Here is a 21,886-nt window from a genome sequence, read left to right as displayed (position 1 = left end):
TTTTCCAATAAAAAAAGCAAATAAACCAAATTAGCATTAATTGGGAAAATAGTCCGAAAAATAATTTCTTAGAAAGTTGGTGCGATATGGAGATGAAAAAGCAAGGAGAATGGTTGGAAATCGTAATTCCTAAAAAATGGCAAGGGGAAACGATCGAGTCTCTATTGAAGCATGTCTGGAAGACACCAAAAAAACTGTTGCATCAGTTTCGTATGAATAAGGATGCCACGGTAAACGGAGAGCAGCTTCCCTGGTCTACTCAGTTAAAAGTTCAAGATCGTCTTCAGGTTCGTCTATTCCAAAGAGAGGAGTTTGGGATTATTCCCGACAAATTAGACATGCAAATAGTATATGAAGATGATCATCTGCTTGTGGTCAATAAACCTGCTGGTGTCGATACCCATCCCAATGAAGCGGGACAGACTGGTACGCTTGCCAATGGGGTAGCTTTTTATTTTCAGGAAAATGGGGTAGAGACTAAAGTAAGACATATTCACCGCCTGGATAGAGAAACTTCAGGAGCTGTTCTGTTTGCTAAACATGCGTTGGCAGGTGCGGTTTTAGATCGGCATTTGGAACAAAGAAAAATCAGCCGTACGTATCTTGCCATGGTACATGGGCAGATTAAAAAGGAACAGGGGATCATCGATTTGCCAATTGGAAAAGACCGTCATCACCCCAGCAGAAGGCGAGTTTCACCAGGTGGTCAAAAGGCAGTGACCGAGTATCAGGTGGTCAGATACGATAAAAAGCACCATGTCAGTGTTGTCAAGCTGAAGCTTCAAACGGGAAGAACGCACCAGATTCGTGTACATATGAATCATCAAGGTCACCCAGTAGTGGGCGATAAACTATACGGAAAGAATAATGATGGATATGAGCGACAGGCGCTGCATGCAGCGAAGATTTCTTTTCTCCACCCGATAACAGAGGAAAGGATCTCAGTATCAGCAGCTTCCAGTGATCGTGTACCAGAAATTTTTCAGCAGGAACTAATTAAACTAGCTAATTTTTAATCGTAAAAAGGAGGGCTTGCATAATGAAATACGTCATCATAGGCGGGGATGCGGCCGGAATGAGTGCAGCAATGCAGATTGTCCGTAATAGTGAAAACCATGAAATTGTCACGCTTGAGCAGGGCGATATTTATTCGTACGGACAGTGTGGTTTACCATATGCGATAAGCGGCGAGGTAGAATCAACAGACAATTTGATTGCCAGGACACCAGAAGCTTTCCGGGAGAAATATGGAATCGATGCACGGACCAGACATGAAGTTACGCGAGTCGACTGTGAACAAAAAGTGGTCTATGGAACCAATCTGGAAACGGGTGGTTCATTCCAGGAAAACTACGATCGTTTATTAGTAGCTACTGGTGCAAGCCCGGTGTGTCCGCCGTGGGAAGGTGTGGAACTTCCGGGGGTGTTTCAGTTGAAAACAATTCCAGATGCACATCGGATTATGGATTATATGAACAAAGAAATCAATAATGTGACGATCATTGGCGGAGGGTATATCGGACTGGAAATGGCAGAAAGCTTTGTACAGCTTGATAAAAAAGTAAGAATTATCGAACGAGGCAGCCAGCTTGCTAAGATCTTTGATGAAGATATGGCAGCTTTAATTCATGAAGAAGCAGAAAAACAAGGCATCGCCTTGAATCTAGAAGAAAATGTTGAAGGCTTTGAAGGAAAAGAAAGGGTAGAAAAAGTAGTTACAGATAAAGGAACTTATGATACCGATCTTGTCCTGGTTGCTGTAGGTGTAGCTCCTAATACTTCTTTTCTACGCGGGACGGGCATCTACTTGACAATTAAAGATGCGATCCAGGTCAATGCTTATATGGAGACAAACATAAAGGATATATACGCAGCTGGTGATTGTGCCACACAATACAACCGTATCAAGAAAATAGATGACTATATTCCGTTAGGAACCCATGCCAACAAACAAGGTGGCATAGCCGGATTGAATATGGCTGAACGTCCAAAAGCTTTTAAAGGCGTAGTCGGTTCATCTATTATTAAATTTTGTGATTTGACTTTGGGTAGGACTGGAATTTCCGAAACAGAAGCAGAACAGATGAACCTTCCTCATAAGAGTATCACCATCAAGGCGACAGATTCAGCCGGCTATTATCCGAACTCAGAGAAGATGACGCTGAAACTTACCTATCATGAAGAAAATTTTAAAGTGCTTGGAGCGCAAATCATCGGTGGTGATGGAGTAGATAAACGGATTGATGTACTGGCCACAGCGCTTTTTCATGAAATGACGACCGAAGAACTGCTCGATCTTGACTTGTCCTATGCCCCACCATATAACGGGGTGTGGGATCCGGTACAGCAGGCTGCTCGTAAAGCGAAATAAGCAAACCTCAGTCGGTATGACTGAGGTTCCTATTCCTCTTTTAATTTTGGCTTGTTAAATATTATTGTTGAATTTTCAGAAGAGGCTTATTTAATTATAGGGCCGTTTAACGGAACACTCGATTTCGAGACGTTTATCTGAATAATGGTCCGATGGGGAACGACTCCCTTTCCGCGGGCATGCGCTGAGCCTCCTCAGACTTCGTCTTCCGGGGTCTCACCTGTCATTTTCATCCCGCAGGAGTCTCGCCGTTCCCCTCGGACCTTGCCATAGGAAATTCACGAAATCATACTTGTGTAACCAGCCCTAGGATAATTTTTACTGAAGACTCTAGCCCTTTAATATCCTTTATAAATGTCTCAAGATGAAGGTTTTAGTTGTACATTCTTTCTTTTTTAAAGGGTCCGTTTATTACAAAACTGGCTGGATGGGAAGGGAAACGGCGAGACTCCCGCAGGAGAAGGGGCTAGGCAAGATCCCACAGGGCTTTAGCCCGAGGAAGCTCACCGTACGCCCATGGAAAGCGAGTGATTTCCCGGACCTCCAGAGATTCTCAACGTAACGGAAACAGTTTCTTTCGAAACTGAGTCTTCAAGTAAAGGGAGCTTTACTGGAAAATAAACACTGAGATTTAAAAGAGCCTTTATTTTAGCTCGTTCAGGTTATCGAAAATATGATCTGGCTCGACTTCCAGTGATGGCCACTGGGTTTGCTGCCGATTGACCCAGGCAGTCGTGAAGCCAAAACTTTTAGCACCTGCGATATCCCAGGGGTTACTTGATAAAAATAAAATATTTTCCGGATCAGCTACTTTCAACTGTTTTTGAGCGTAGGCATAAGCTGCTGGTGCGGGTTTGTAAACTTTGGGCTCATCTGCGCTCAACACCCGGAATGTATCCTCGAGCTGATTGTTTTCTAATAGTGGATGGAGCATCGATGGGGTGCCGTTTGAGAAAATAGTCAAGGTGTTATTTGGTAAATGAGCCTTGATACTTGCAACCTCTTCATAGGGTTGTAAATGCAGGTAGGCATTCATCAATTCCTCTAACTCCCCAGAATGATAATTAGCCTGGTTGATGTGCAGTGCATCCTTCAGTGCGTTTTGGGTAATTTGGTCAAAAGGCAGATAGCCATCGATCAACTGTCTAATCATAAAATAATGTACCTGTCTTCTGCGCCATTCCTGACTGATCGCATTTCCTTTATCCGGGTATTTTTCTTCAAGTTTTTCTGTGACTGAATGGACATCGAACAGGGTACCATAAGCATCAAATACATAGGCATCAAACATGATATAGCCTCCTTTCCAATAAACCTTCCCCGTGAAGTCAGTAGCTAAAACAATTGGTTCACAAAATGTTCATGGTCGAAATATGTCTAATTGCTTCTTATATGGTAGAATATCATGATATGATTTCTATAGTTGTGTAATTTGTCATCGAGTTCACTCGACTGAAATAGAGGGATAAGCAGATGCGAAAATTTTCAATTTTTACTGTCATATTTACGTTTGTCGCATTGATATTAGGCAACCTGGTCGTTGCGACTGAATCTGGTGATGCATGTGGTACAGATTGGCCGTTCTGTAACGGATCTCTGATTCCCGTCTTCACGGATTACCATGTGGTGATCGAGTATTCCCACCGGATTTTTACCACTATGCTGGGAGTAGTCATTCTGATCAATGCGGTGGGTGCTTATATTACAAACCGCCAATCGAAAGCAGTCCGCCGATTATCAATTTTAAGTTTCGGTTTATTGATTCTACAATCAGTAATCGGGGGATTGAATGTATTGTTAGGCACACCACCAGGCTTTTCAACCTTCGATGTCATGTTCAGTCAATTGCTGTTATTGACCATGGTGTTGTTGAGCTACAGCCTTCATGAAAGCGAGTCCCCTGTGGAGCCCCATCATAGGGAAGCTGTAGCCATGAGTTATAAAGCATTTACGTTAGGATTTGTGTTTTATATTTTTCAAACTGTACTCGGTGCCTTCTTTAAGCATAGTCGCGCCTCCAATGTGATGTTGGACGTTCCTGCCCACGAATATTTGATTAAAAGTGAAAGTATTGCCAATGTGGTCTATTCCTTGCATTGGGTAGCTACTGTGATTGTTTTCGTGGGTGCTTTATGGTTTTTAATCTATTCCATGAAATTCCGCTATCATTTACCATTGGCATGGCTTTACTTCATTTCTATCCTGCTGAATGCCGCCGTTGGGATAGTAATAGTGGTCACGAAAAATACGGTGTTGATGTCCTCCATCCATATGATCGTTTCGACAATGACGATGGTGATTGGCGGCAGTATACTTGGCGGCTACTGGTTCAAGTTGAAAAAAAGAAAGATGAATATTAAAAAGGTCTGAGCCTTTACCGGCTCAGACCTTTTTTGCACTTTAAGAAAGTTTAACTTTGATAAAGGATTAAAGTATAAGAAAATACTAAGGCTTTCGCCATAAGTACTTGGCGACAAGCCAAGTTTTTCTAATGTCTCTCTTCTGCTGATTGCTTCTTTTACATATCCAAAAGCTGGCGGATTTCATCTTCTTTCAGACTGGTAAGCATCGTTTCGCCTGGCTGGATGATTTGGTCGACGAGATCGCGCTTCTTTTGTTGGAGCTGATGGATGCGTTCTTCAATCGTACCCTCCGCAAGCATCCGGATGACTTGGACTACTTTTTTCTGGCCGATCCGGTGTGCGCGGCCGGCGGCTTGTTCTTCAATAGCCGGGTTCCACCATAAATCATACAGGATCACGGTGTCGGCACCAGTGAGGTTCAAACCGGTTCCGCCTGCTTTCAAGGAAATCAGGAAGGCATCTTTTTCTCCTTCATTGAAACGTTCGACCTGGGCAAGCCGATCTTCCGATTTTGTGCTGCCATCCAAATAGAAAGCCTCCATGCCCATCCCTTCCATTTCTCGATAAAGGATCTTCAGCATGCTGGCGAATTGCGAGAAGATGAGGATACGGTGGCCGCCTTCTTTCAATTCTGTGACTAACTCTTTCAGCTGCGTAAGTTTTCCAGAATCACCTTGATAATTCTCTACAAATAATCCCGGGTGGCAGCAAATTTGCCTTAGTCGGGTCAAGCCAGCCAGGATTTCTAATTTACCTCGCTGGAATCCTTTAGAAGCAATGGTTTCTTTCACTTCTGACTGGATTTTTTCCAGGTAGGCAAGGTAAATCTGCTTTTGTTCTTTTGTCAATTCTGAGTACTGGGTTGTTTCAATTTTATCCGGAAGCTCTGATAATACATCTTTTTTCAGTCGTCTTAAAATGAAAGGTCTGGTCATCCTGGCGATTTTTTCGGGTTTCATGGCCAGAAATTTTTTCTTATTCGTATAGAATCCAGGCATGATCGTACGGAAAATCGACCATAATTCATTCAATGAGTTTTCGATTGGTGTCCCACTTAGGGCAAAACGGTGGACAGCTTTGATTGAGCGCGTCGCTTGCGCGGTTTTCGTCTGCTCATTTTTGATGGCCTGGGCTTCATCTAAAATCAATGCGTGAAACTTCTTATCTGAATAACCAGCTATGTCCTGACGCAGCAATGGATAAGAGGTGATGATGATGTCATACTTTTCACTGCCATCAAGCATGCTTTGTCTGATCTCCGGGTCTCCGGAAACTGCCTGAACGCTTAAGCTGGGAGCGAACCGTTCGATTTCTTTTTTCCAATTATAAACGAGCGAAGCAGGAGCAACGATCAAAGCTGAGTCTGTCATTTTTCCTTCTTGCTTTTCAGAAAGCAGGAAGCTGATACTTTGTAATGTTTTTCCCAGTCCCATATCATCAGCAAGAATGCCGCCGAATCTGTAATTGGCGAGCGTTTTCATCCACCGGAACCCGGTCAGCTGATAATCACGCATGTCTGCATTCAAATGCTCGGGTACAGAAACCTCGAATACCGAAGGATCACGTAAGCGGCTGATCAGTGCGTCGAAGTCGATGTTCCGTTCTTCCTTTTTCGTGTGGAGAACCTCATCTACCTGCAGGCTGCGGGCTTGAGCCAGTTGGACATGGTTATGATCGATATCATCTACGTCCAATTCAAATTCATCTGCCAGTCGCCTGAAGCGGTCAAAAGCTGGAGAATCCAGGGCCAGTAAAGCACCTTCAGACAATTTATAATAGCGTTTCTTTTCAATGACGGCTTTCATCACTTCCGAAATATCATCAGCCGTGATTCCTTCCATGGAAAAGGCAATATCGAGCCAATTTCCTTCCTCGGACATTTCAATAGCTGGTTCGAGTTCGGTTTCAGAGTACTTCAACATGTTATTGACTGACCCTGATAGATAGACATCAGCCAGTTCTTTTAGTACAGGCAGTTGTTCTGCAAGGAAGAAAAATATCTCATCTTCATCAGTCAAATGGACATGTTCTCCATCAAATTTGAATTCACTCGCTTCAATGATAGACATGATTGCATTTTCCTCAGCTGTCTTCCGCTGGATAAGGACATCATCTTCCGGTTCAGCAGCTAAAAATGGCCGAATTAGGTGCTTGCCATAATAAAAGCGCAAATCAGCGGTCAGTGCGCCATTATGGATGTCCAGGTAAACTTCTGCTGTTAATGGTTCCCGTATCACAGTCTCCTGTACTGGCTGAGCGTAATGAATATTGGCTATTTTTTCTAATTGTGGTATCACCTCGGACAGGACAGGCTCCATGTATTTACGGGAAATTGTGTGATTACCATTAGAGCGGTAGGGAAGCACACGCATGATATTTTCATAAATAGATTTCTGCTGTTCAGAAATTTTATAAAAATGCCCGTTACGATAAAGCAGGCTGTAAGTCGATAAGTAGACATACTGCTTCAGATCTGAGAGGTGAAGCTGAAAATTTGCTTCGTCTTTTGTCACTTGAATGGTAAGTGGAGGCAGTTCCTCGTGCACTTCCCATTCTTCATAACTGTTCTTCAATTCATGCAGGCTGCTGTTACGGTCAGCGAGCCTTTCAAGCAGCGAATCCGTGAAAGTAGGTGGTAGAATCAATCTTCTTTTATCGACTGAATGGTTCCAGTAAGAGTCCTTGTAAAACTGCTCCTGCACCAATATTTGCTGGAGCAGGCCAAAAATTTCTCTATCGCTTTGTGCGAGCTGGTGCTCTTCTGGATGATAGCTGAACTTGTTCGTAATGGAGCAGGGTCTTTCATCAAGAATATGATCGATCAGCTCCTGTATGTTTTTGATAACATACAAGTAATTGCTGCCCAGTTTCATTTCCAGTCCCAACACGTTTTTTCCCATTGTCGATTGTACGTGAAGCTGATAGTGGACGGTCAAGGTTTCACGCTCGCTTAAAGCTGTCTGTCCCTGACTTTGATTCATAAAGGCTTCCGTCAAACGTTTAGAAAAGTGGTCCCGGTCGATAGGCAAAAACTGTGACTCGTATGTTTCCGTTTTTTCCTCGGTTATGCCGGATTCCTTCAATGCACGTTCCCGGATGGCCAGCAGGACAGCGGCGATATGTTTACAACTGTAAAAACTGTTGTAGGCCGGACATTCGCATTTCGCTTCCAAGTCATCATCGTCGAAGAAAAATATCCGTACCTCGTAATCCTCCGTTCCTGTTACTACAGCTCGCCAGGAGTTGATCGACTGATTGTGGGTGAGTCCGTGGACTTTGCCGCCAGTAAAATACCGTCTCCCTCTTGAATAAAAGGTTGTGCCGGTAATCTTCTTGATATCATTCGGTTCCAGTAAATATGACTGCATAGTGAGCATCCTATCTAAATACATTATTTACGTTCATTATATCAGGGATGACAAATCATTTCCTTTTGTATCGATGAGAATTTGTTTCATTCTAATCATGTGATTACTATCAATAAACAATTAGCATCATTATATACAATTCATTCACAAGTACGACATGAAGTATACACAATTAGCCCTATTGTGCGTGATTCCTATCACAAAGCCCAGATAGTTATGAAGATAAAATGAAGATGAAAAGACGAGGAACCCTAGAGCCGTATATTTTCGAAACTTACTGATTAAAAAAGTTTCGTTTCTGGCCTGCATCTTTCGTTGTCATCTCCTCTTCTTTTCAGGTAGAGAATTTAATTCTATTTAAAGAGGTGGAAGCAATGAAAAAGATGACAGTTTGGATCGGTTTCCTTTTGTTGTTCGGGTTGATTGTTGGTTGTGGCCAGCAAGAGGAAGGCTCAGCAGGTAAAGGAGAGCAAGATGCAGATGGAAAAGTGGAGGCAGCCTCGGGGGAAGAAATAGAAGCTATTGAGCCTCACCAGGGTTTGAATCAAGACCCTACCCCATTGAAGGTAGAACGTGTCGGTGAAAATGAGGTCAACGTAGAGATGACTGCTCAGATTACGGATATCGAGATTGAAAAGGATTATTTTTATAAAGCATGGACATTCAATGGGCAAGCGCCGGGACCGGTGGTCGTTGTGGAAGAAGGAGACATGATTAATTTTACGCTCAAGAATATGGACCCGGCTATCCCGCATAGCATGGATTTTCATGCTGTTCATACTGCTCCATCGAAAAACTTCGCTGACGTAGAATCTGATGAAACAGGGACCTTCCGTTTTCCTGCTACTAAGCCTGGGGTGTTCATGTATCATTGCGGCACGAAACCGATTTTAAGCCACATTGCCAACGGAATGCATGGCACCATCATCGTCAAACCGAAGGACGGCTACCCTAACGATGACGTCATCGACCGTGAATTTATTATGCTTCAAAATGAATGGTACAAATACAATGACTTGGACGATTTTTCTAACGGAGAACCAAGCCAGGTAACTTTTTCTGTAAAATCATTCGATGAAGAGGGCCGTAACACCAATGGCGATACATTCACATTGAAGGATGAGCCACTGCTTGCTAAAGTAGGCGACCGTATCCGGATGTACATCAACAATGTTGGACCGAATGAAACAAGTTCTTTCCACGTGGTCGGTACCATTTTCGATGACGTCTATATGGACGGTAACCCTTATAACCACTTTAAAGGATTACAAACGGTACTGCTTCCAGCCAGTGGAGGAGCAATCGTAGAATTCACTGTAACTGAGGTAGGCAGTTATCCAATCGTAACCCATCAATTCAATCATGCTCAAAAAGGAGCTGTTGCAATACTGAAGGTGACCGAAACCGGAGAAGATGACGGGAAGGCTGTCATGAGTCACTGATTGCGGGGGAGGGGCTATGTGTAGGCAGCCATAGCCCCTGATTCTCTGACGTTGAGGGAGGTGGTTAGAGTGAAGGTGCTGTTCAGCCTATTGTTCTTTTCTTTATGGTTCGTACCATCCGTTGTCTATGCAGATACGATAAAAGTATCGGAAGGTGAGGATCTACAGGCAATTATGGATGGAGCAGAGCCAGGGGATGAGATTCTATTAGAAAAAGGAGTCTATTCTGGTCCTTTTGTGATAAGGGAATCTATTATTCTTCAAGGTGAAAAGGGGGCGAAAATTGCAGGGACCGAAAAAGGTTTCGTCCTCAAAGTCACTGCCGATGATGTAACAGTAGAAGGGCTCATAATCGAAAAAAGCGGGTCGCAGAACGCTGGTATTTCCGTGGCTGGAAATCGTGTGCACATTAAGAGAAATACTATTGGAAATGTCTTTAATGGAGTAGAAGTCAAGGAAGCTTACGCACCTATTATTGAAAATAATATCATAAGCAGTTATACCGATGACCGCCATAAAGGCTTTGGAATTTATCTTGTTGACAGCCCTCATGCCCAAGTGACAGGTAATCAACTGTCTCATCTCCAGGATGGCGTCTATGTATCTTTTTCAAATCTATGTCAGGTAACCGGAAATAGCATCCGTAAGGCACGCTATGGCGTCCATGCGATGGATTCCACCAGTGTGGTAATCAACGATAATGAGGTATTTGAAAGCCGCAACGGGTTGATGATCATGCAAAGCTATGAAGTACGCATTAAAGGAAATGACCTTCATGATAATACGCTGTTGGACGGAGCGGGGATTTTTATGTTTGATACCTTCTCCTCTCAAATAAAAAATAATCGCATTGTTGATAATCGTAAGGGAATCTATCTCGAAAATGCGATTGGAAATGATATCTCATTCAACAAAATAGCTGGAAATCACCTTGGACTCGATGTTGGGGAAGCATCTAAGGACAATAGAATCTTTCTAAATAATTTCCTATCCAATAATAAGCAGGTTGTTACTACTATCGAAAGTGAAAATGATTTTTTTGTGAGTGAGCATGGAAACTACTGGGATAATCAACGTCATATCACGCTCGACGGGGATAATCAGGTCGATTTTGCGTATAAAAGCGGGGATGCTTTCCATCATATGATTGCAGAGGAACCACTGCTGCAGGCTTTTTCGGGAAGTCCGGCCATCCAAATGTGGAATGCGATCGAGCAGTTCACACCAATCCCCTCTGATACGTTCATTACGGATCCCTACCCATTGGCAGAGCCGGCGCCAATAAATCGTATCGGGACAGAAACGGAAGCACTTGCAGAAGGAAAAATGCTGACGGGACCGGCTTTGTTTTTCTCAACATTGGTGGTATTCAGTGGGGCATTGATTATCACCGCATGGAGGCGGAAGTAATGAAAAAATGGTGGCTGGTATTATTGTTGATTGTTGCAACCGGTTGTGCGGTCGGAGAAGCGGCAGGTCCGGAAGAGATCGATCCATCCGTAGACAGCTGCAAGCTTTGCCATATGGGAATCCAACAGGTGGATGCAGCCAGTCAGGTCATCAAGGATGACGGGATGCCGGAAAAATTCGATGATATTGGATGTATGCTTACGTATATGAAAGAAAACAAAACCAGTCAGGCTTTTGTGCAAGACTATCATACTCAAAAATGGGTGGATCTTGAGGAAGCCTATATCGTACATGAACCACGTATGGAGACTCCGATGAACTACGGTTTTATTGCCTTCCTAAAGAAAGTGGATGCGGAAGAATTTATAGCCGCGAATGGAGGAGAAGTTTACAAAGGAATGGAAGTCATGGATGCGGAGTTGCAACGCAGGAAAATGCAACATTAAGAGGAGGTGAAGGAGATGAAAGCCACCAGGCTGGTTTCAATGATCGGATATGAGTTGAAGTTATTGATGAGGAGTAAGTGGTTAGTCAGCAGCATCGGTTTATTTTTGATCATGGCCCTCCTGTTTTATGGTTATGGTGTGAAATCGATAACGATGGATCCGACAGTCGTCACTTATGGTTTAGATGGTGTCAGCAGCGATATCGACACCGGTACGGTCGACCCTTCGCTTTTTGGGCTGGAAGAGATGGAAACAGAGGAAGAGTCAGAAGGTAATGGAAAAGCCGGTTTCAGTCGTTCGATCGCATTATTAATGAATATATCTTTGTGGATTGTCCCTATCATTACCCTGGTGATTGGTGTTTCGTCGGTCACTGCTGATAAGGAGTCCGGTCGTATGGCATTGCTGCGAACCTATCGGGTGTCTGGCTTCTATTATTTGGTCAGTAAATATGTTGCTTTGTTTTTGGCATTAAGTATTGCTACAACCCTTTCTTATGCAGTGTTCGGTGCAGCGGTGGCATTGATGGGGAAATTGCATGGCGTGCAGTTATTTATAACCTTCCTTAATTTGAATCTAGTGTTGATCGCTGTTTTCGGAGCTTTGGCTGTCTTATTAGGCACTTGGAGTGCAAGCCGGATGCAGGGGCTCAGCTTTGCATTGGCTGCCTGGAGCTTTTTCGTATTCGTATATGAATTTATCATTTTTTCTCTCATAGGTTTTATCCCCTACAATTATAAACTTCAGAATTTAATCACATTGATTTTTTTGAATCCAGTCGAGTCACTCCGGGTCTGGGCAATCGATAAATTAAATGCAGCTTATGTGTTCGGCCCGCAATTCCTTATCATTGAACAATGGGGAGACAGTAAAATGCTTACAGTATATTTACTCGGATCCACTATTGGAATCATCGGCATTACACTTACCGGAGCAATGCTCAAGCTGAAATGGAGGTGGCAGTAATGAATAAAGTGATTTTACAAGCGTCAGGGGTTTCCAAGCGCTATGGAAAAAAGCAGGTGCTTGATAAGACTGACATCTCCATCTCAGCTGGAGAATGTGTCGTTTTATGCGGGGGCAACGGAGCTGGCAAAAGCACGTTGATCCGGGTATTGACTGGAATAGAAAGAGGCACAACTGGTAAAGTTATGTTTCCGGAAGCTGGTGGTAAATCCTATAGCTTCATGCCGGATCATATGGAATTTCCAAAGGAAATGACTGCTTTAGAAATCCTGTCCTATTATCGTGGTTTTCTGGATACTGGCGTCCGTCGTGACGCAGAAGAAGTTTTGAGGGAAGTAGGGCTATGGGAAAAGCGACACCAAAAAATCGGCTCCTTCTCAAAAGGAATGGCGCAGCGGCTCAATATGGCACAAGCATTACTAGCTGATGTCGAGCTTTATATTTTTGACGAACCTACTAATGGTCTTGATCCCTACTGGGTAATAGCATTTAAGGAAATGGTAGAATCTTTGAAACATAAGGGAAAGACTGTGCTGCTTATAAGCCATATCATGCGTGATGTAGTAGATATAGCAGACAGGGTGGTTGTGTTATTTGAAGGCAGGATCGAAGCGGATGATTCGCTTGCTGGCTTGTATCGAACCTATCAATCCAGCAATTTAGAAGAGGTCTTTTTAAGAATCATGAAGAAGCAGAACAGTTCTAAAGCAAAGGCGGTATCCAGTTAAAATGGGCGTCCGCCAGATTGATTTTCCTCTGTTTTTGTGCTATTTTTCAAGGTATGGAGTTGTTATATAGAAAAGCCGCTCCTGGCAAAGTATATGCAGGAAGCGGCTTTTTTCGTGGTGAATAATAATAAAATGGAGTTGAATGGACCGATGTGATTTTATATCCTGCCTGAAAAAGTAAAGGAAAATTATATCGAAGTAAAATGGAGGATATAAATTATGAGTATAAATGAAGAAATGAATAAACGGCGTACGTTCGCCATTATCTCCCACCCGGATGCCGGTAAAACGACACTGACAGAAAAACTGTTGGTTTTCGGAAATTTGATTCGTTCGGCTGGTACAGTTAAAGGAAAGAAATCGGGAAAGTTCGCAACCTCTGACTGGATGGAAATCGAAAAGCAGCGTGGTATATCGGTAACTTCCAGTGTCATGAATTTCCCCTATCGGGATTATCAGGTCAATATACTGGATACTCCTGGACACGAAGATTTCAGTGAAGACACCTACCGTACACTGACCGCTGTAGACAGTGTCGTCATGATCATCGATGCTACCAAAGGGATCGAAGCCCAGACGCTGAAATTATTCAAAGTTTGTAAAATGCGTGGAATTCCAATTTTTACATTCATCAACAAATTAGACCGTGAGGGCCGCGAGCCATTCGAATTGATGGAAGAAATCGAGGAAGTCCTGGATATCGAGACGTATCCAATGACATGGCCTGCTGGTATGGGCAAACGGTTCCTTGGTGTATTTGACCGCCATCATGAACAGTTCATTTCCTATACCGGAAATGAAGAAGAAACTTACATTCCTTATTCGGATTTAGAAAAGCCGGAACATCAGGAATTGGTCGAGCATTCTACTTATCAGGAAACGCTTGAGGAACTGATGCTGCTTGATGAAGCAGGCGATCAATTCAGTATGGAAAAAGTAATGCGAGGAGAACAGACGCCTGTTTTCTTCGGAAGCGCATTGGCACCATTTGGCGTGGAGGGCTTTTTCGACACGTTCATTGATATGGCACCTGCTCCTGCACCACGTCGTTCTACAGAAGGTATCGTATCTCCGGACGATCCGGAGTTTTCTGGTTTTATTTTCAAAATCCAGGCCAACATGAACCCACAGCATCGTGACCGGGTCGCATTTGTCCGAATCTGTTCCGGAAAATTCGAGCGGGGCATGAACGTGACATTGGGACGGACGGGTAAAACCTTTAAGCTTGCACAGTCCCAGCAGTTCGTCGCATCTTCAAGGGGGACGATCGATGAAGCTTATGCCGGCGACATTATCGGGATTTATGATCCTAACGTATACCGGATCGGCGATACGATTTTGACTGGGAAAACGAACTTCGAATATGACGAACTGCCGCAGTTCCCTCCGGAAGAATTCAAAAAAGTTACGGCGAAGAACGTCATGAAGTCGAAGCAGTTCAAAAAAGGGATAGAGCAGCTCGTGCAGGAAGGTGCGATCCAGTTGTTCAAACGCTATCGGTTTGAGGATTATATCCTTGGAGCTGTCGGCAAGTTGCAATATGATGTGTTCGAGTACCGGATGAAAAACGAATATAACGTCGAAGTCGAACTAGAGCCGCTGGGAGAAAGGATTCCACGCTGGCTGAAAGAAGATCAGGTCAATGAATCTCTTTTCGACGAACGGAACATGCTTGTCCAGGACCGGGAAGGAAGTCCGCTTGTATTATTCAAAAACGACTTCTCTTTGCGCTGGTTCCAGGATAAGAATCCTGACATCGAGTTGATCGATCTGTTTGAAGTGAATCAATACGACCAATCGTACTAAATGGAAAAGAAGCGATACCTCAGAACACCGGGTATCGCTTCTTTTTGTCTAAGGAAGTAACTGCTTATATGAAATTAATAGGAGGTCGCAGGCAAGAAATAGGCGGAAGTAAATAATTACGGTATTTAGATCACTAAAATTAGGCGAAACTTCTAAAAGAAAGGAAGAAAAATGTTCCAAAGGCATTTTAATCGAATATTTGTTCGCATCCATGTTAGAATTGTATAATATTGTGGTAAACTAGTGATGTATATTCAAGGAACGGAGGTTGCTTTGTGAAGAACGAGAATAAATTCGAGCTTGTTTCACAGTATCAACCAGAAGGGGACCAACCCCGTGCGATAGAAGAATTGGTGAAACGGATCAACGGTGGCGAGAAGCACCTGACTTTACTTGGTGCGACTGGTACCGGGAAGACGTTCACCATGTCGAATGTGATTCAACAAGTGAACAAGCCGACGCTGATCATTGCTCATAACAAGACGTTGGCTGGTCAATTATATAGTGAGTTCAAGGAATTTTTCCCGAACAATGCGGTCGAGTATTTTGTCAGTTATTACGATTACTATCAACCGGAGGCGTATGTGCCGTCTTCGGATACGTTCATTGAAAAGGATGCCAGCATCAATGATGAAATCGATAAGCTGCGCCACTCGGCAACATCAGCCTTGTTTGAACGGAACGATGTCATTATCGTGGCCAGTGTCTCGTGTATCTATGGCTTGGGTAATCCGGATGAATACCGCAGCCAGGTGCTTTCCGTTCGTACTGATATGGAAAAAGAACGTGATGAACTGCTGCGTGATTTGGTCGATATCCAGTACGCACGAAACGATATTGATTTCCAGCGCGGTACGTTCCGTGTCCGGGGTGACTCGGTGGAAATCATACCAGCATCCCGGGAGGAGCATGCGATCCGTGTTGAGTTTTTTGGTGATGAAATAGACCGGATCAGAGAAATCGATGTACTGACCGGAGAAATTATTGGTGACCGGGAACATGTAGCTATTTTTCCGGCATCCCACTTCGTAACCCGCGAAGAAAAAATGAAAATTGCAATCAAGAATATTGAAAAAGAATTAGAACAGCAGTTGAAAAAGTTCCGTGAAGAAAACAAGCTGTTAGAAGCACAGCGATTGGAGCAACGGACAAACTATGACCTGGAAATGATGCAGGAAATGGGTTTCTGTTCAGGTATCGAGAACTATTCCCGTCATTTGACACTAAGAGAAGAAGGCGCCACTCCCTATACATTAATCGATTACTTCCCCGAAGACTTTCTGGTGATGGTCGATGAGTCGCACGTGACGTTGCCGCAGGTGCGGGGAATGTACAATGGCGACCGGGCCCGAAAGCAGGTACTGGTCGATCATGGTTTCCGTCTGCCCTCGGCCCTGGACAACCGTCCGCTTAGGTTCGAAGAGTTCGAGCAAAAGGTGAATCAGAGTATGTATGTATCTGCCACTCCTGGTCCATATGAACTGGAGCATACGCCGAAAATGGTCGAACAGATCATCCGGCCGACCGGCCTGCTTGATCCAGAAATCGAGGTTCGTCCAATTAAAGGACAGATTGATGATCTGATCGGTGAAATCAATAAGCGTATGGATAAGAACGAACGGGTATTGGTTACTACATTGACGAAAAAAATGTCTGAAGACCTTACTGATTATCTGAAGGAAATCGGAATTAAAGTAGCCTACCTGCATTCTGAAATCAAAACGCTGGAACGTATTGAAATAATCCGGGATCTGAGACTCGGAAAATATGATGTCCTGGTAGGGATCAACCTGCTTCGTGAAGGGCTGGATATTCCGGAAGTATCCCTTGTGGCTATTCTGGATGCTGATAAAGAAGGCTTCCTGCGTTCCCACCGTTCATTGGTTCAGACCTCTGGACGTGCTGCCCGTAATGAAAATGGCCGCGTCATTATGTACGCGGATAAAATTACGGATTCTATGGGAACGGCGATCGAAGAAACGAAACGACGGAGAGAAAAGCAGATCGCTTTTAACGAAAAGTACGGCATTACGCCGACAACAATCAAAAAAGAAGTGCGGGATGTCATTCGCGCTACTATGGCTGCAGAAGACGAAGAAAACTATGACACAACACCGAAGCCGAAAGAGATGACGAAGAAAGAACGCGAAAAGATGATCGAGAATATGGAAAAGGAAATGAAGAAAGCAGCCCGGGATCTCGATTTCGAACGGGCCGCCGAGCTTCGTGACGTACTTCTGGAACTTAAAGCGGAAGGATGATGGCATTATGGCCAGTAAATCAATAAGTATCAAAGGGGCAAGAGCCCATAACCTGAAGAATATAGATGTAGAAATACCGAAGAATAAGCTCGTCGTATTGACTGGTTTGTCCGGGTCAGGGAAATCATCCCTGGCCTTTGACACTGTCTATGCGGAAGGGCAGCGTCGTTACGTCGAGTCTTTGTCTGCCTATGCCCGCCAGTTTCTTGGCCAGATGGATAAACCGGATGTCGACGCGATTGAAGGTTTGTCTCCTGCTATTTCGATTGACCAGAAAACGACCAGCCGTAATCCGCGCTCGACTGTCGGAACCGTCACAGAGATTTATGACTATTTACGCCTATTATTCGCTCGTATCGGACGTCCGACTTGTCCGAAGCATGATATAGAAATAAGTTCGCAGACGGTCCAACAAATGGTCGATCGGATTATGGAATACGAACACCGTACCAAGTTGCAAATTTTAGCCCCGGTCGTCTCCGGACGGAAAGGGGAGCATGTCAAAGTTTTTGAAAAGCTCCAGCAAGAAGGATATGTACGTCTTCGGGTAGACGGGGAAATGCGTGAGGTTTCCGAGGAAATCAACTTAGAGAAAAATAAGAAACATTCCATTGAGGTGGTCATCGACCGGATTGTCGTCAAAGATGGCGTAGAGTCCCGTTTGTCTGATTCGCTTGAAACGGCGCTCAGGCTTGGAGAAGGACAAGTGATCGTCGATGTCATCGGTGAGGAAGAACTGTTGTTTAGCGAACATCACGCCTGCCCGATTTGCGGATTTTCGATTGGAGAACTGGAACCTCGCATGTTTTCCTTCAACAGTCCTTTCGGTGCCTGCGAACGTTGTGACGGGCTGGGAACCCAGCTTGAAGTAGACCTGGATCTTACAATTCCTGATTGGTCGAGAACACTTCGTGATAATGCGATTGTTGCGTGGGAGCCGACCAGCTCTCAGTATTATCCGAAGTTACTTGAAAGTGTCTGTACGCATTACGGGATTGACATGGATGTTCCTGTAAAAGATATCCCGAAACACCAAATGGATAAAATCCTGTATGGCAGCGGTAAGGAAAAAATTCATTTCCGTTATGAAAATGATTTCGGCAGGGTACGGGAAAATGACATTTATTTCGAAGGTGTTATAAATAATATTGCACGCCGTTATAAGGAAACCAGCTCCGACTGGGTGCGTGAGCAAATGGAAAGATATATGGCTCAGAAGCCTTGTCCGAAATGTAAAGGGCATCGCTTAAAAGAAGAAGCCTTATCTGTACTGATCAACGGAAAACATATTGGTCATACCGTTGATTTTGCAGTTACAGATGCGAAAAACTTTTTTGAAGGACTGGAACTGACAGAAAAAGAAGAAAAAATCGCCCGGATGATTTTGAAAGAAATCTGCGAGCGTCTGACCTTTCTTATCAATGTAGGATTGGATTATCTGACGCTGTCCCGTTCTGCCGGCACGCTTTCAGGCGGGGAAGCACAACGGATCCGGCTGGCGACCCAAATCGGTTCTGCATTGACGGGGGTGCTATATGTACTCGATGAGCCTTCGATTGGACTTCACCAGCGGGATAACGATCGGTTGATTTCAACTTTACAGCGGATGCGCGATCTTGATAATACATTGATAGTAGTGGAGCATGATGAAGATACGATGCTTGCTGCTGATTACCTCATCGATATCGGACCAGGTGCAGGAGTACATGGAGGCGAAATTGTTTCCGAGGGTACGCCTAAGCAGGTGATGAAGGACCGTAAATCATTGACCGGGCAATATCTGTCCGGGAAAAAATTCATCCCGCTTCCTTATGAACGTCGAAAGCCGGATGGCCGCTATCTGGAAATCAAAAAAGCGGAAGAGAACAACTTAAAGAAAGTAAATGCAAACATCCCGCTAGGCGTGTTTACAGCTGTTACTGGTGTATCGGGTTCAGGAAAAAGCACGCTGATCAATGAAATTTTATATAAATCTTTAGCGATGAAATTGAACCGGGCCAACAAGCAAAAGCCTGGCAAGCATCAGGAAATCAAAGGTATCGATCATCTGGAAAAAGTGATTGACATCGACCAATCTCCAATCGGGCGGACACCGCGTTCCAACCCGGCGACGTATACCGGTGTATTTGATGATATTCGCGATGTTTTCGCTCAGACAAATGAAGCAAAAATCCGGGGCTATAAAAAAGGCCGCTTCAGCTTTAATGTCAAAGGCGGCCGTTGCGAAGCCTGCCGCGGGGATGGAATCATTAAGATTGAAATGCACTTTCTCCCGGACGTTTATGTTCCATGTGAGGTATGCCATGGAAAACGTTATAACCGTGAAACGCTGGAAGTGAAGTATAAAGGAAAGAACATCGCAGATGTCCTTGAGATGACAATTGAGGATGCGCTTGACTTTTTCGCCAACATTCCAAAAATCCGTCGTAAGCTTCAAACAGTCTTTGATGTCGGACTAGGCTATATCAAGCTTGGCCAGCCGGCGACAACGCTATCCGGCGGGGAAGCACAAAGAGTCAAGCTGGCGAGTGAACTTCACCGTCGGTCTACCGGGAAGTCGTTCTACATCCTGGACGAACCGACTACAGGTCTCCATGTCGATGACATTGCGCGTTTATTGGAAGTGTTGCAACGCCTGGTCGATAATGGGGACTCGGTATTGATTATCGAGCATAACCTGGATGTCATCAAAGCAGCTGACCACATTCTGGATTTAGGACCGGAAGGCGGAGATAAAGGCGGCCAGATCGTTGCCACTGGTACGCCGGAACAGGTGGCTGATAATGAAAAATCACATACCGGTCGTTATTTAAAGCCAGTCCTGGAACGTGATCGTGAAAGGATGGAAAACAAGCTCAAGGAAAAAGAGAAAGTAGCTAAGTAAGTACATCTTTTGACGCCAATAGCGTTATTCAGTATCGTTGAACAAGAGAGAGTCTGACGGGAGGAGTCTTGTCTAATGGAAGCAATCGTAAAAGAAAAAGTACAGCAGGCAATCGATCAATTTGCTGATAAAGATGTCTATGTACACTTAGAGACTACCAATGGTGCTTATGCCAGTCATTTTGATGAAAATGCCTATAATGTAGGGGCGTTCATTCGTAATGCCAAAGTAAAATACGAGCACGGTAAAATTGTCGGCAGCGGAAATGCTTATCGTGTCGGCTTAAAGCTAGATTTAGGGTGGGTGTACGCGGAAGGCGTCACCGATTATGAATTGGATGATCAGAACAGGCTGCTGATGGCTGGACATGATCGCGAAGGACGATTGATGGTTGCGCTTGAAATCAGTGAGACGCCTTTTTCCCATGAAAGTGTGGGACAATCATGACACAGGAACATGTAGTAGTGATCTACCCACATCCCGATGATGAGTCATTCGGTGCGGCCGGCACAATTGCAAGCTACCGTGAAAAAGGTGTTCCAGTCACCTATCTTTGTGGGACGTTAGGGGAAATGGGACGGAATATGGGTAACCCGGTGTTCGCGAACCGGGAAACCCTTTCCTCTTATCGAAAGCAGGAATTGATGAAAGCTTGCAAGGCATTGGATATTGATGTCCGTCTGCTTGGGTACCGGGATAAGACACTCGAATTTGAACAAGTGGATCAGGTTGCCGCTCATCTTCAGTCGATCCTGGAAGAAATACAGCCGACATTGGTCATTACCCATTATCCTGGCTATGCCGTGCATCCTGATCATAATGCACTTGGGACAGCTGCAATCAAAGCAGTTGGGAATATCGAGGCTGCCCGACGCCCTGAATTGTGGGCGCAGGCAATCGCGACCAACTATGAAAAAGACCTTGGTGAACCAGACATCAGGCATGATGTGAAACCCTATTGGGATAAAAAAATGGCTGCCATCGAAACCCATCTTTCCCAGGCATCCGGGATGATGAGTCTGATTAAAGAAAAACCAGATTTCAACGAAAATGAAGAGCTTGAGCACTTGCGTTATGAACGGTTCTACCGTTGGAATTACAACAATTGAATACTTCCAGAAAAAGCACCTCACATGTTTGTTATATCGAGGTGCTTTTTTTGTTACTCCCTGAACGTCGTGGTTGATTCTTCAAAAAGCCTTATTCAATAATAGTGCCGAAAAGTCGAAGACTTGATTTCGAGATGTTTATCTGAATAAGGGTCCGGTGAGGAACGACTCCCTTTCCGCGGGAATGCGCTGAGCCTCCTGAGACTTCGTCTTCCGGGGTCTTGCCTAGATCCTTCTCCCACGGGAGTCTAACCGTTTCCCGCCACCCAATCCTTTTCGAGATAAAAGGACCATTACAATGAATGAAAATGCTTCTACCTTTGCAACATCCTGTGTATGTCAGGGATTGTGGAAGTAATCCCTTTTTATGAATAGCTCTTTGAAATCCTCCATGCCGGGGTTTCCGTTTTGCTCACTTAACGCAAGGAGGTCAGGGAAATTGCGAGACTCCTATGGGAAAATAGTACATGGTGAGATCCCGCAGGGCTTAGTCCGAGGAAGCTCACCGTACTCCCATGGAAAGCGAGTGATTTCCCGGACCTCCAAACGCTCACCACCATAGGGAAACAGTTTCTCTCGAAACTGAGTCTTCAATTAAAGGGAGCTTAACTGTAACATTAGCTTTGAGTTTTAACAGAGCTTTTTTTATACATCGTTTTAAAGAATTAACATAAAATTATAGGATGGTTAGCGTATAATTGAAGGTAAGAAAGAGATGCATTGGAAAGGGGA

Annotated in this window: 15 protein-coding genes; 13 read left to right on the top strand and 2 right to left on the bottom strand. The window is 44.3% G+C overall.

Features of this window, described 5'->3' with window-relative positions; all coding sequences use genetic code 11:
- Window positions 1–86: 86 nt before the first annotated feature.
- Complete coding sequence (locus ACGTN9_RS05715; protein WP_499591395.1) at window positions 87–1,016, top strand: RluA family pseudouridine synthase; 930 nt, start codon at window positions 87–89, stop codon at window positions 1,014–1,016.
- Window positions 1,017–1,039: 23 nt separating this feature from the next.
- Complete coding sequence (locus tag ACGTN9_RS05710; RefSeq protein WP_499591394.1) at window positions 1,040–2,371, top strand: CoA-disulfide reductase; 1,332 nt, start codon at window positions 1,040–1,042, stop codon at window positions 2,369–2,371.
- A 643-nt stretch (window positions 2,372–3,014) separates the two neighbouring features.
- Here ACGTN9_RS05710 and ACGTN9_RS05705 read toward each other — a convergent pair.
- Entirely contained in the window at window positions 3,015–3,662 is a 648-nt protein-coding gene (locus ACGTN9_RS05705; RefSeq protein WP_499591393.1) for a haloacid dehalogenase type II, read from the bottom strand.
- A gap of 182 nt (window positions 3,663–3,844) precedes the next feature.
- On the opposite strand from ACGTN9_RS05705, the gene ACGTN9_RS05700 reads away from it, so the two are divergent.
- Complete coding sequence (locus ACGTN9_RS05700) at window positions 3,845–4,741, top strand: COX15/CtaA family protein (RefSeq protein WP_499591392.1); 897 nt, start codon at window positions 3,845–3,847, stop codon at window positions 4,739–4,741.
- A gap of 148 nt (window positions 4,742–4,889) precedes the next feature.
- Here ACGTN9_RS05700 and ACGTN9_RS05695 read toward each other — a convergent pair whose 3' ends face one another.
- Entirely contained in the window at window positions 4,890–8,102 is a 3,213-nt protein-coding gene (locus ACGTN9_RS05695; RefSeq protein ID WP_499591391.1) for a DEAD/DEAH box helicase, read from the bottom strand.
- Window positions 8,103–8,476: 374 nt separating this feature from the next.
- Here ACGTN9_RS05695 and ACGTN9_RS05690 point away from each other — a divergent pair, with 374 nt between their 5' ends.
- The 10 genes from ACGTN9_RS05690 (at window position 8,477) to bshB2 (ending at window position 21,154) form a co-directional block, all read left to right on the top strand.
- Window positions 8,477–9,544, top strand: a complete 1,068-nt coding sequence (locus ACGTN9_RS05690) for a multicopper oxidase domain-containing protein (protein WP_499591390.1) — start codon at window positions 8,477–8,479, stop codon at window positions 9,542–9,544.
- Between the two features lie 69 nt (window positions 9,545–9,613).
- On the top strand, window positions 9,614–10,954 hold the full coding sequence (locus ACGTN9_RS05685) for a right-handed parallel beta-helix repeat-containing protein (protein WP_499591389.1): 1,341 nt from the start codon (window positions 9,614–9,616) through the stop codon (window positions 10,952–10,954).
- Window positions 10,954–11,400 carry a nitrous oxide reductase accessory protein NosL gene (locus tag ACGTN9_RS05680; protein ID WP_499591388.1) on the top strand — a complete coding sequence of 149 codons (447 nt, stop codon included), beginning with the start codon at window positions 10,954–10,956 and terminating at the stop codon, window positions 11,398–11,400. The genes ACGTN9_RS05685 and ACGTN9_RS05680 overlap by 1 nt, the downstream gene beginning before the upstream one ends.
- A gap of 15 nt (window positions 11,401–11,415) precedes the next feature.
- Window positions 11,416–12,366: an ABC transporter permease gene (locus ACGTN9_RS05675; protein ID WP_499591387.1), complete on the top strand. Its 951-nt coding sequence runs from the start codon at window positions 11,416–11,418 to the stop codon at window positions 12,364–12,366.
- Window positions 12,366–13,094, top strand: a complete 729-nt coding sequence (locus ACGTN9_RS05670) for an ABC transporter ATP-binding protein (RefSeq protein WP_499591386.1) — start codon at window positions 12,366–12,368, stop codon at window positions 13,092–13,094. The genes ACGTN9_RS05675 and ACGTN9_RS05670 overlap by 1 nt, the downstream gene beginning before the upstream one ends.
- A 219-nt stretch (window positions 13,095–13,313) precedes the next feature.
- A complete protein-coding gene (locus tag ACGTN9_RS05665; RefSeq protein WP_499591385.1) occupies window positions 13,314–14,900 on the top strand; it encodes a peptide chain release factor 3 in 1,587 nt (528 codons plus the stop codon).
- A gap of 275 nt (window positions 14,901–15,175) precedes the next feature.
- Window positions 15,176–17,161, top strand: a complete 1,986-nt coding sequence (uvrB, locus tag ACGTN9_RS05660) for an excinuclease ABC subunit UvrB (protein WP_499591384.1) — start codon at window positions 15,176–15,178, stop codon at window positions 17,159–17,161.
- Window positions 17,162–17,168: 7 nt separating this feature from the next.
- Window positions 17,169–20,045 carry an excinuclease ABC subunit UvrA gene (gene uvrA / locus ACGTN9_RS05655; RefSeq protein ID WP_499591383.1) on the top strand — a complete coding sequence of 959 codons (2,877 nt, stop codon included), beginning with the start codon at window positions 17,169–17,171 and terminating at the stop codon, window positions 20,043–20,045.
- Window positions 20,046–20,120: 75 nt separating this feature from the next.
- Entirely contained in the window at window positions 20,121–20,492 is a 372-nt protein-coding gene (locus ACGTN9_RS05650) for a YojF family protein (protein WP_499591382.1), read from the top strand.
- The gene (gene bshB2, locus ACGTN9_RS05645; RefSeq protein WP_499591381.1) at window positions 20,489–21,154 is read left to right on the top strand and encodes a bacillithiol biosynthesis deacetylase BshB2; all 666 of its coding nucleotides are present in this window, start codon (window positions 20,489–20,491) and stop codon (window positions 21,152–21,154) included. Before ACGTN9_RS05650 ends, bshB2 begins: the two co-directional genes overlap by 4 nt.
- Window positions 21,155–21,886: the final 732 nt, after the last annotated feature.

Origin of the sequence: Halobacillus sp. B23F22_5 (genome assembly GCF_043497085.1) — a bacterium.
Taxonomy (GTDB): domain Bacteria; phylum Bacillota; class Bacilli; order Bacillales; family Halobacillaceae; genus Thalassobacillus.
The sequence above is the reverse complement of the archived record's forward strand: the minus strand, read 5'-3'. Positions and strand labels throughout refer to the sequence as shown.

Coding starts and splice junctions, on each gene's coding strand:
- ACGTN9_RS05715 (WP_499591395.1), top strand. CDS start 87: ATGGAGATGAAAAAGCAAGGAGAATGGTTGGAAATCGTAATTCCTAAA.
- ACGTN9_RS05710 (WP_499591394.1), top strand. CDS start 1,040: ATGAAATACGTCATCATAGGCGGGGATGCGGCCGGAATGAGTGCAGCA.
- ACGTN9_RS05705 (WP_499591393.1), bottom strand. CDS start 3,662: ATGTTTGATGCCTATGTATTTGATGCTTATGGTACCCTGTTCGATGTC.
- ACGTN9_RS05700 (WP_499591392.1), top strand. CDS start 3,845: ATGCGAAAATTTTCAATTTTTACTGTCATATTTACGTTTGTCGCATTG.
- ACGTN9_RS05695 (WP_499591391.1), bottom strand. CDS start 8,102: ATGCAGTCATATTTACTGGAACCGAATGATATCAAGAAGATTACCGGC.
- ACGTN9_RS05690 (WP_499591390.1), top strand. CDS start 8,477: ATGAAAAAGATGACAGTTTGGATCGGTTTCCTTTTGTTGTTCGGGTTG.
- ACGTN9_RS05680 (WP_499591388.1), top strand. CDS start 10,954: ATGAAAAAATGGTGGCTGGTATTATTGTTGATTGTTGCAACCGGTTGT.
- ACGTN9_RS05675 (WP_499591387.1), top strand. CDS start 11,416: ATGAAAGCCACCAGGCTGGTTTCAATGATCGGATATGAGTTGAAGTTA.
- ACGTN9_RS05670 (WP_499591386.1), top strand. CDS start 12,366: ATGAATAAAGTGATTTTACAAGCGTCAGGGGTTTCCAAGCGCTATGGA.
- ACGTN9_RS05665 (WP_499591385.1), top strand. CDS start 13,314: ATGAGTATAAATGAAGAAATGAATAAACGGCGTACGTTCGCCATTATC.
- uvrA (WP_499591383.1), top strand. CDS start 17,169: ATGGCCAGTAAATCAATAAGTATCAAAGGGGCAAGAGCCCATAACCTG.
- ACGTN9_RS05650 (WP_499591382.1), top strand. CDS start 20,121: ATGGAAGCAATCGTAAAAGAAAAAGTACAGCAGGCAATCGATCAATTT.
- bshB2 (WP_499591381.1), top strand. CDS start 20,489: ATGACACAGGAACATGTAGTAGTGATCTACCCACATCCCGATGATGAG.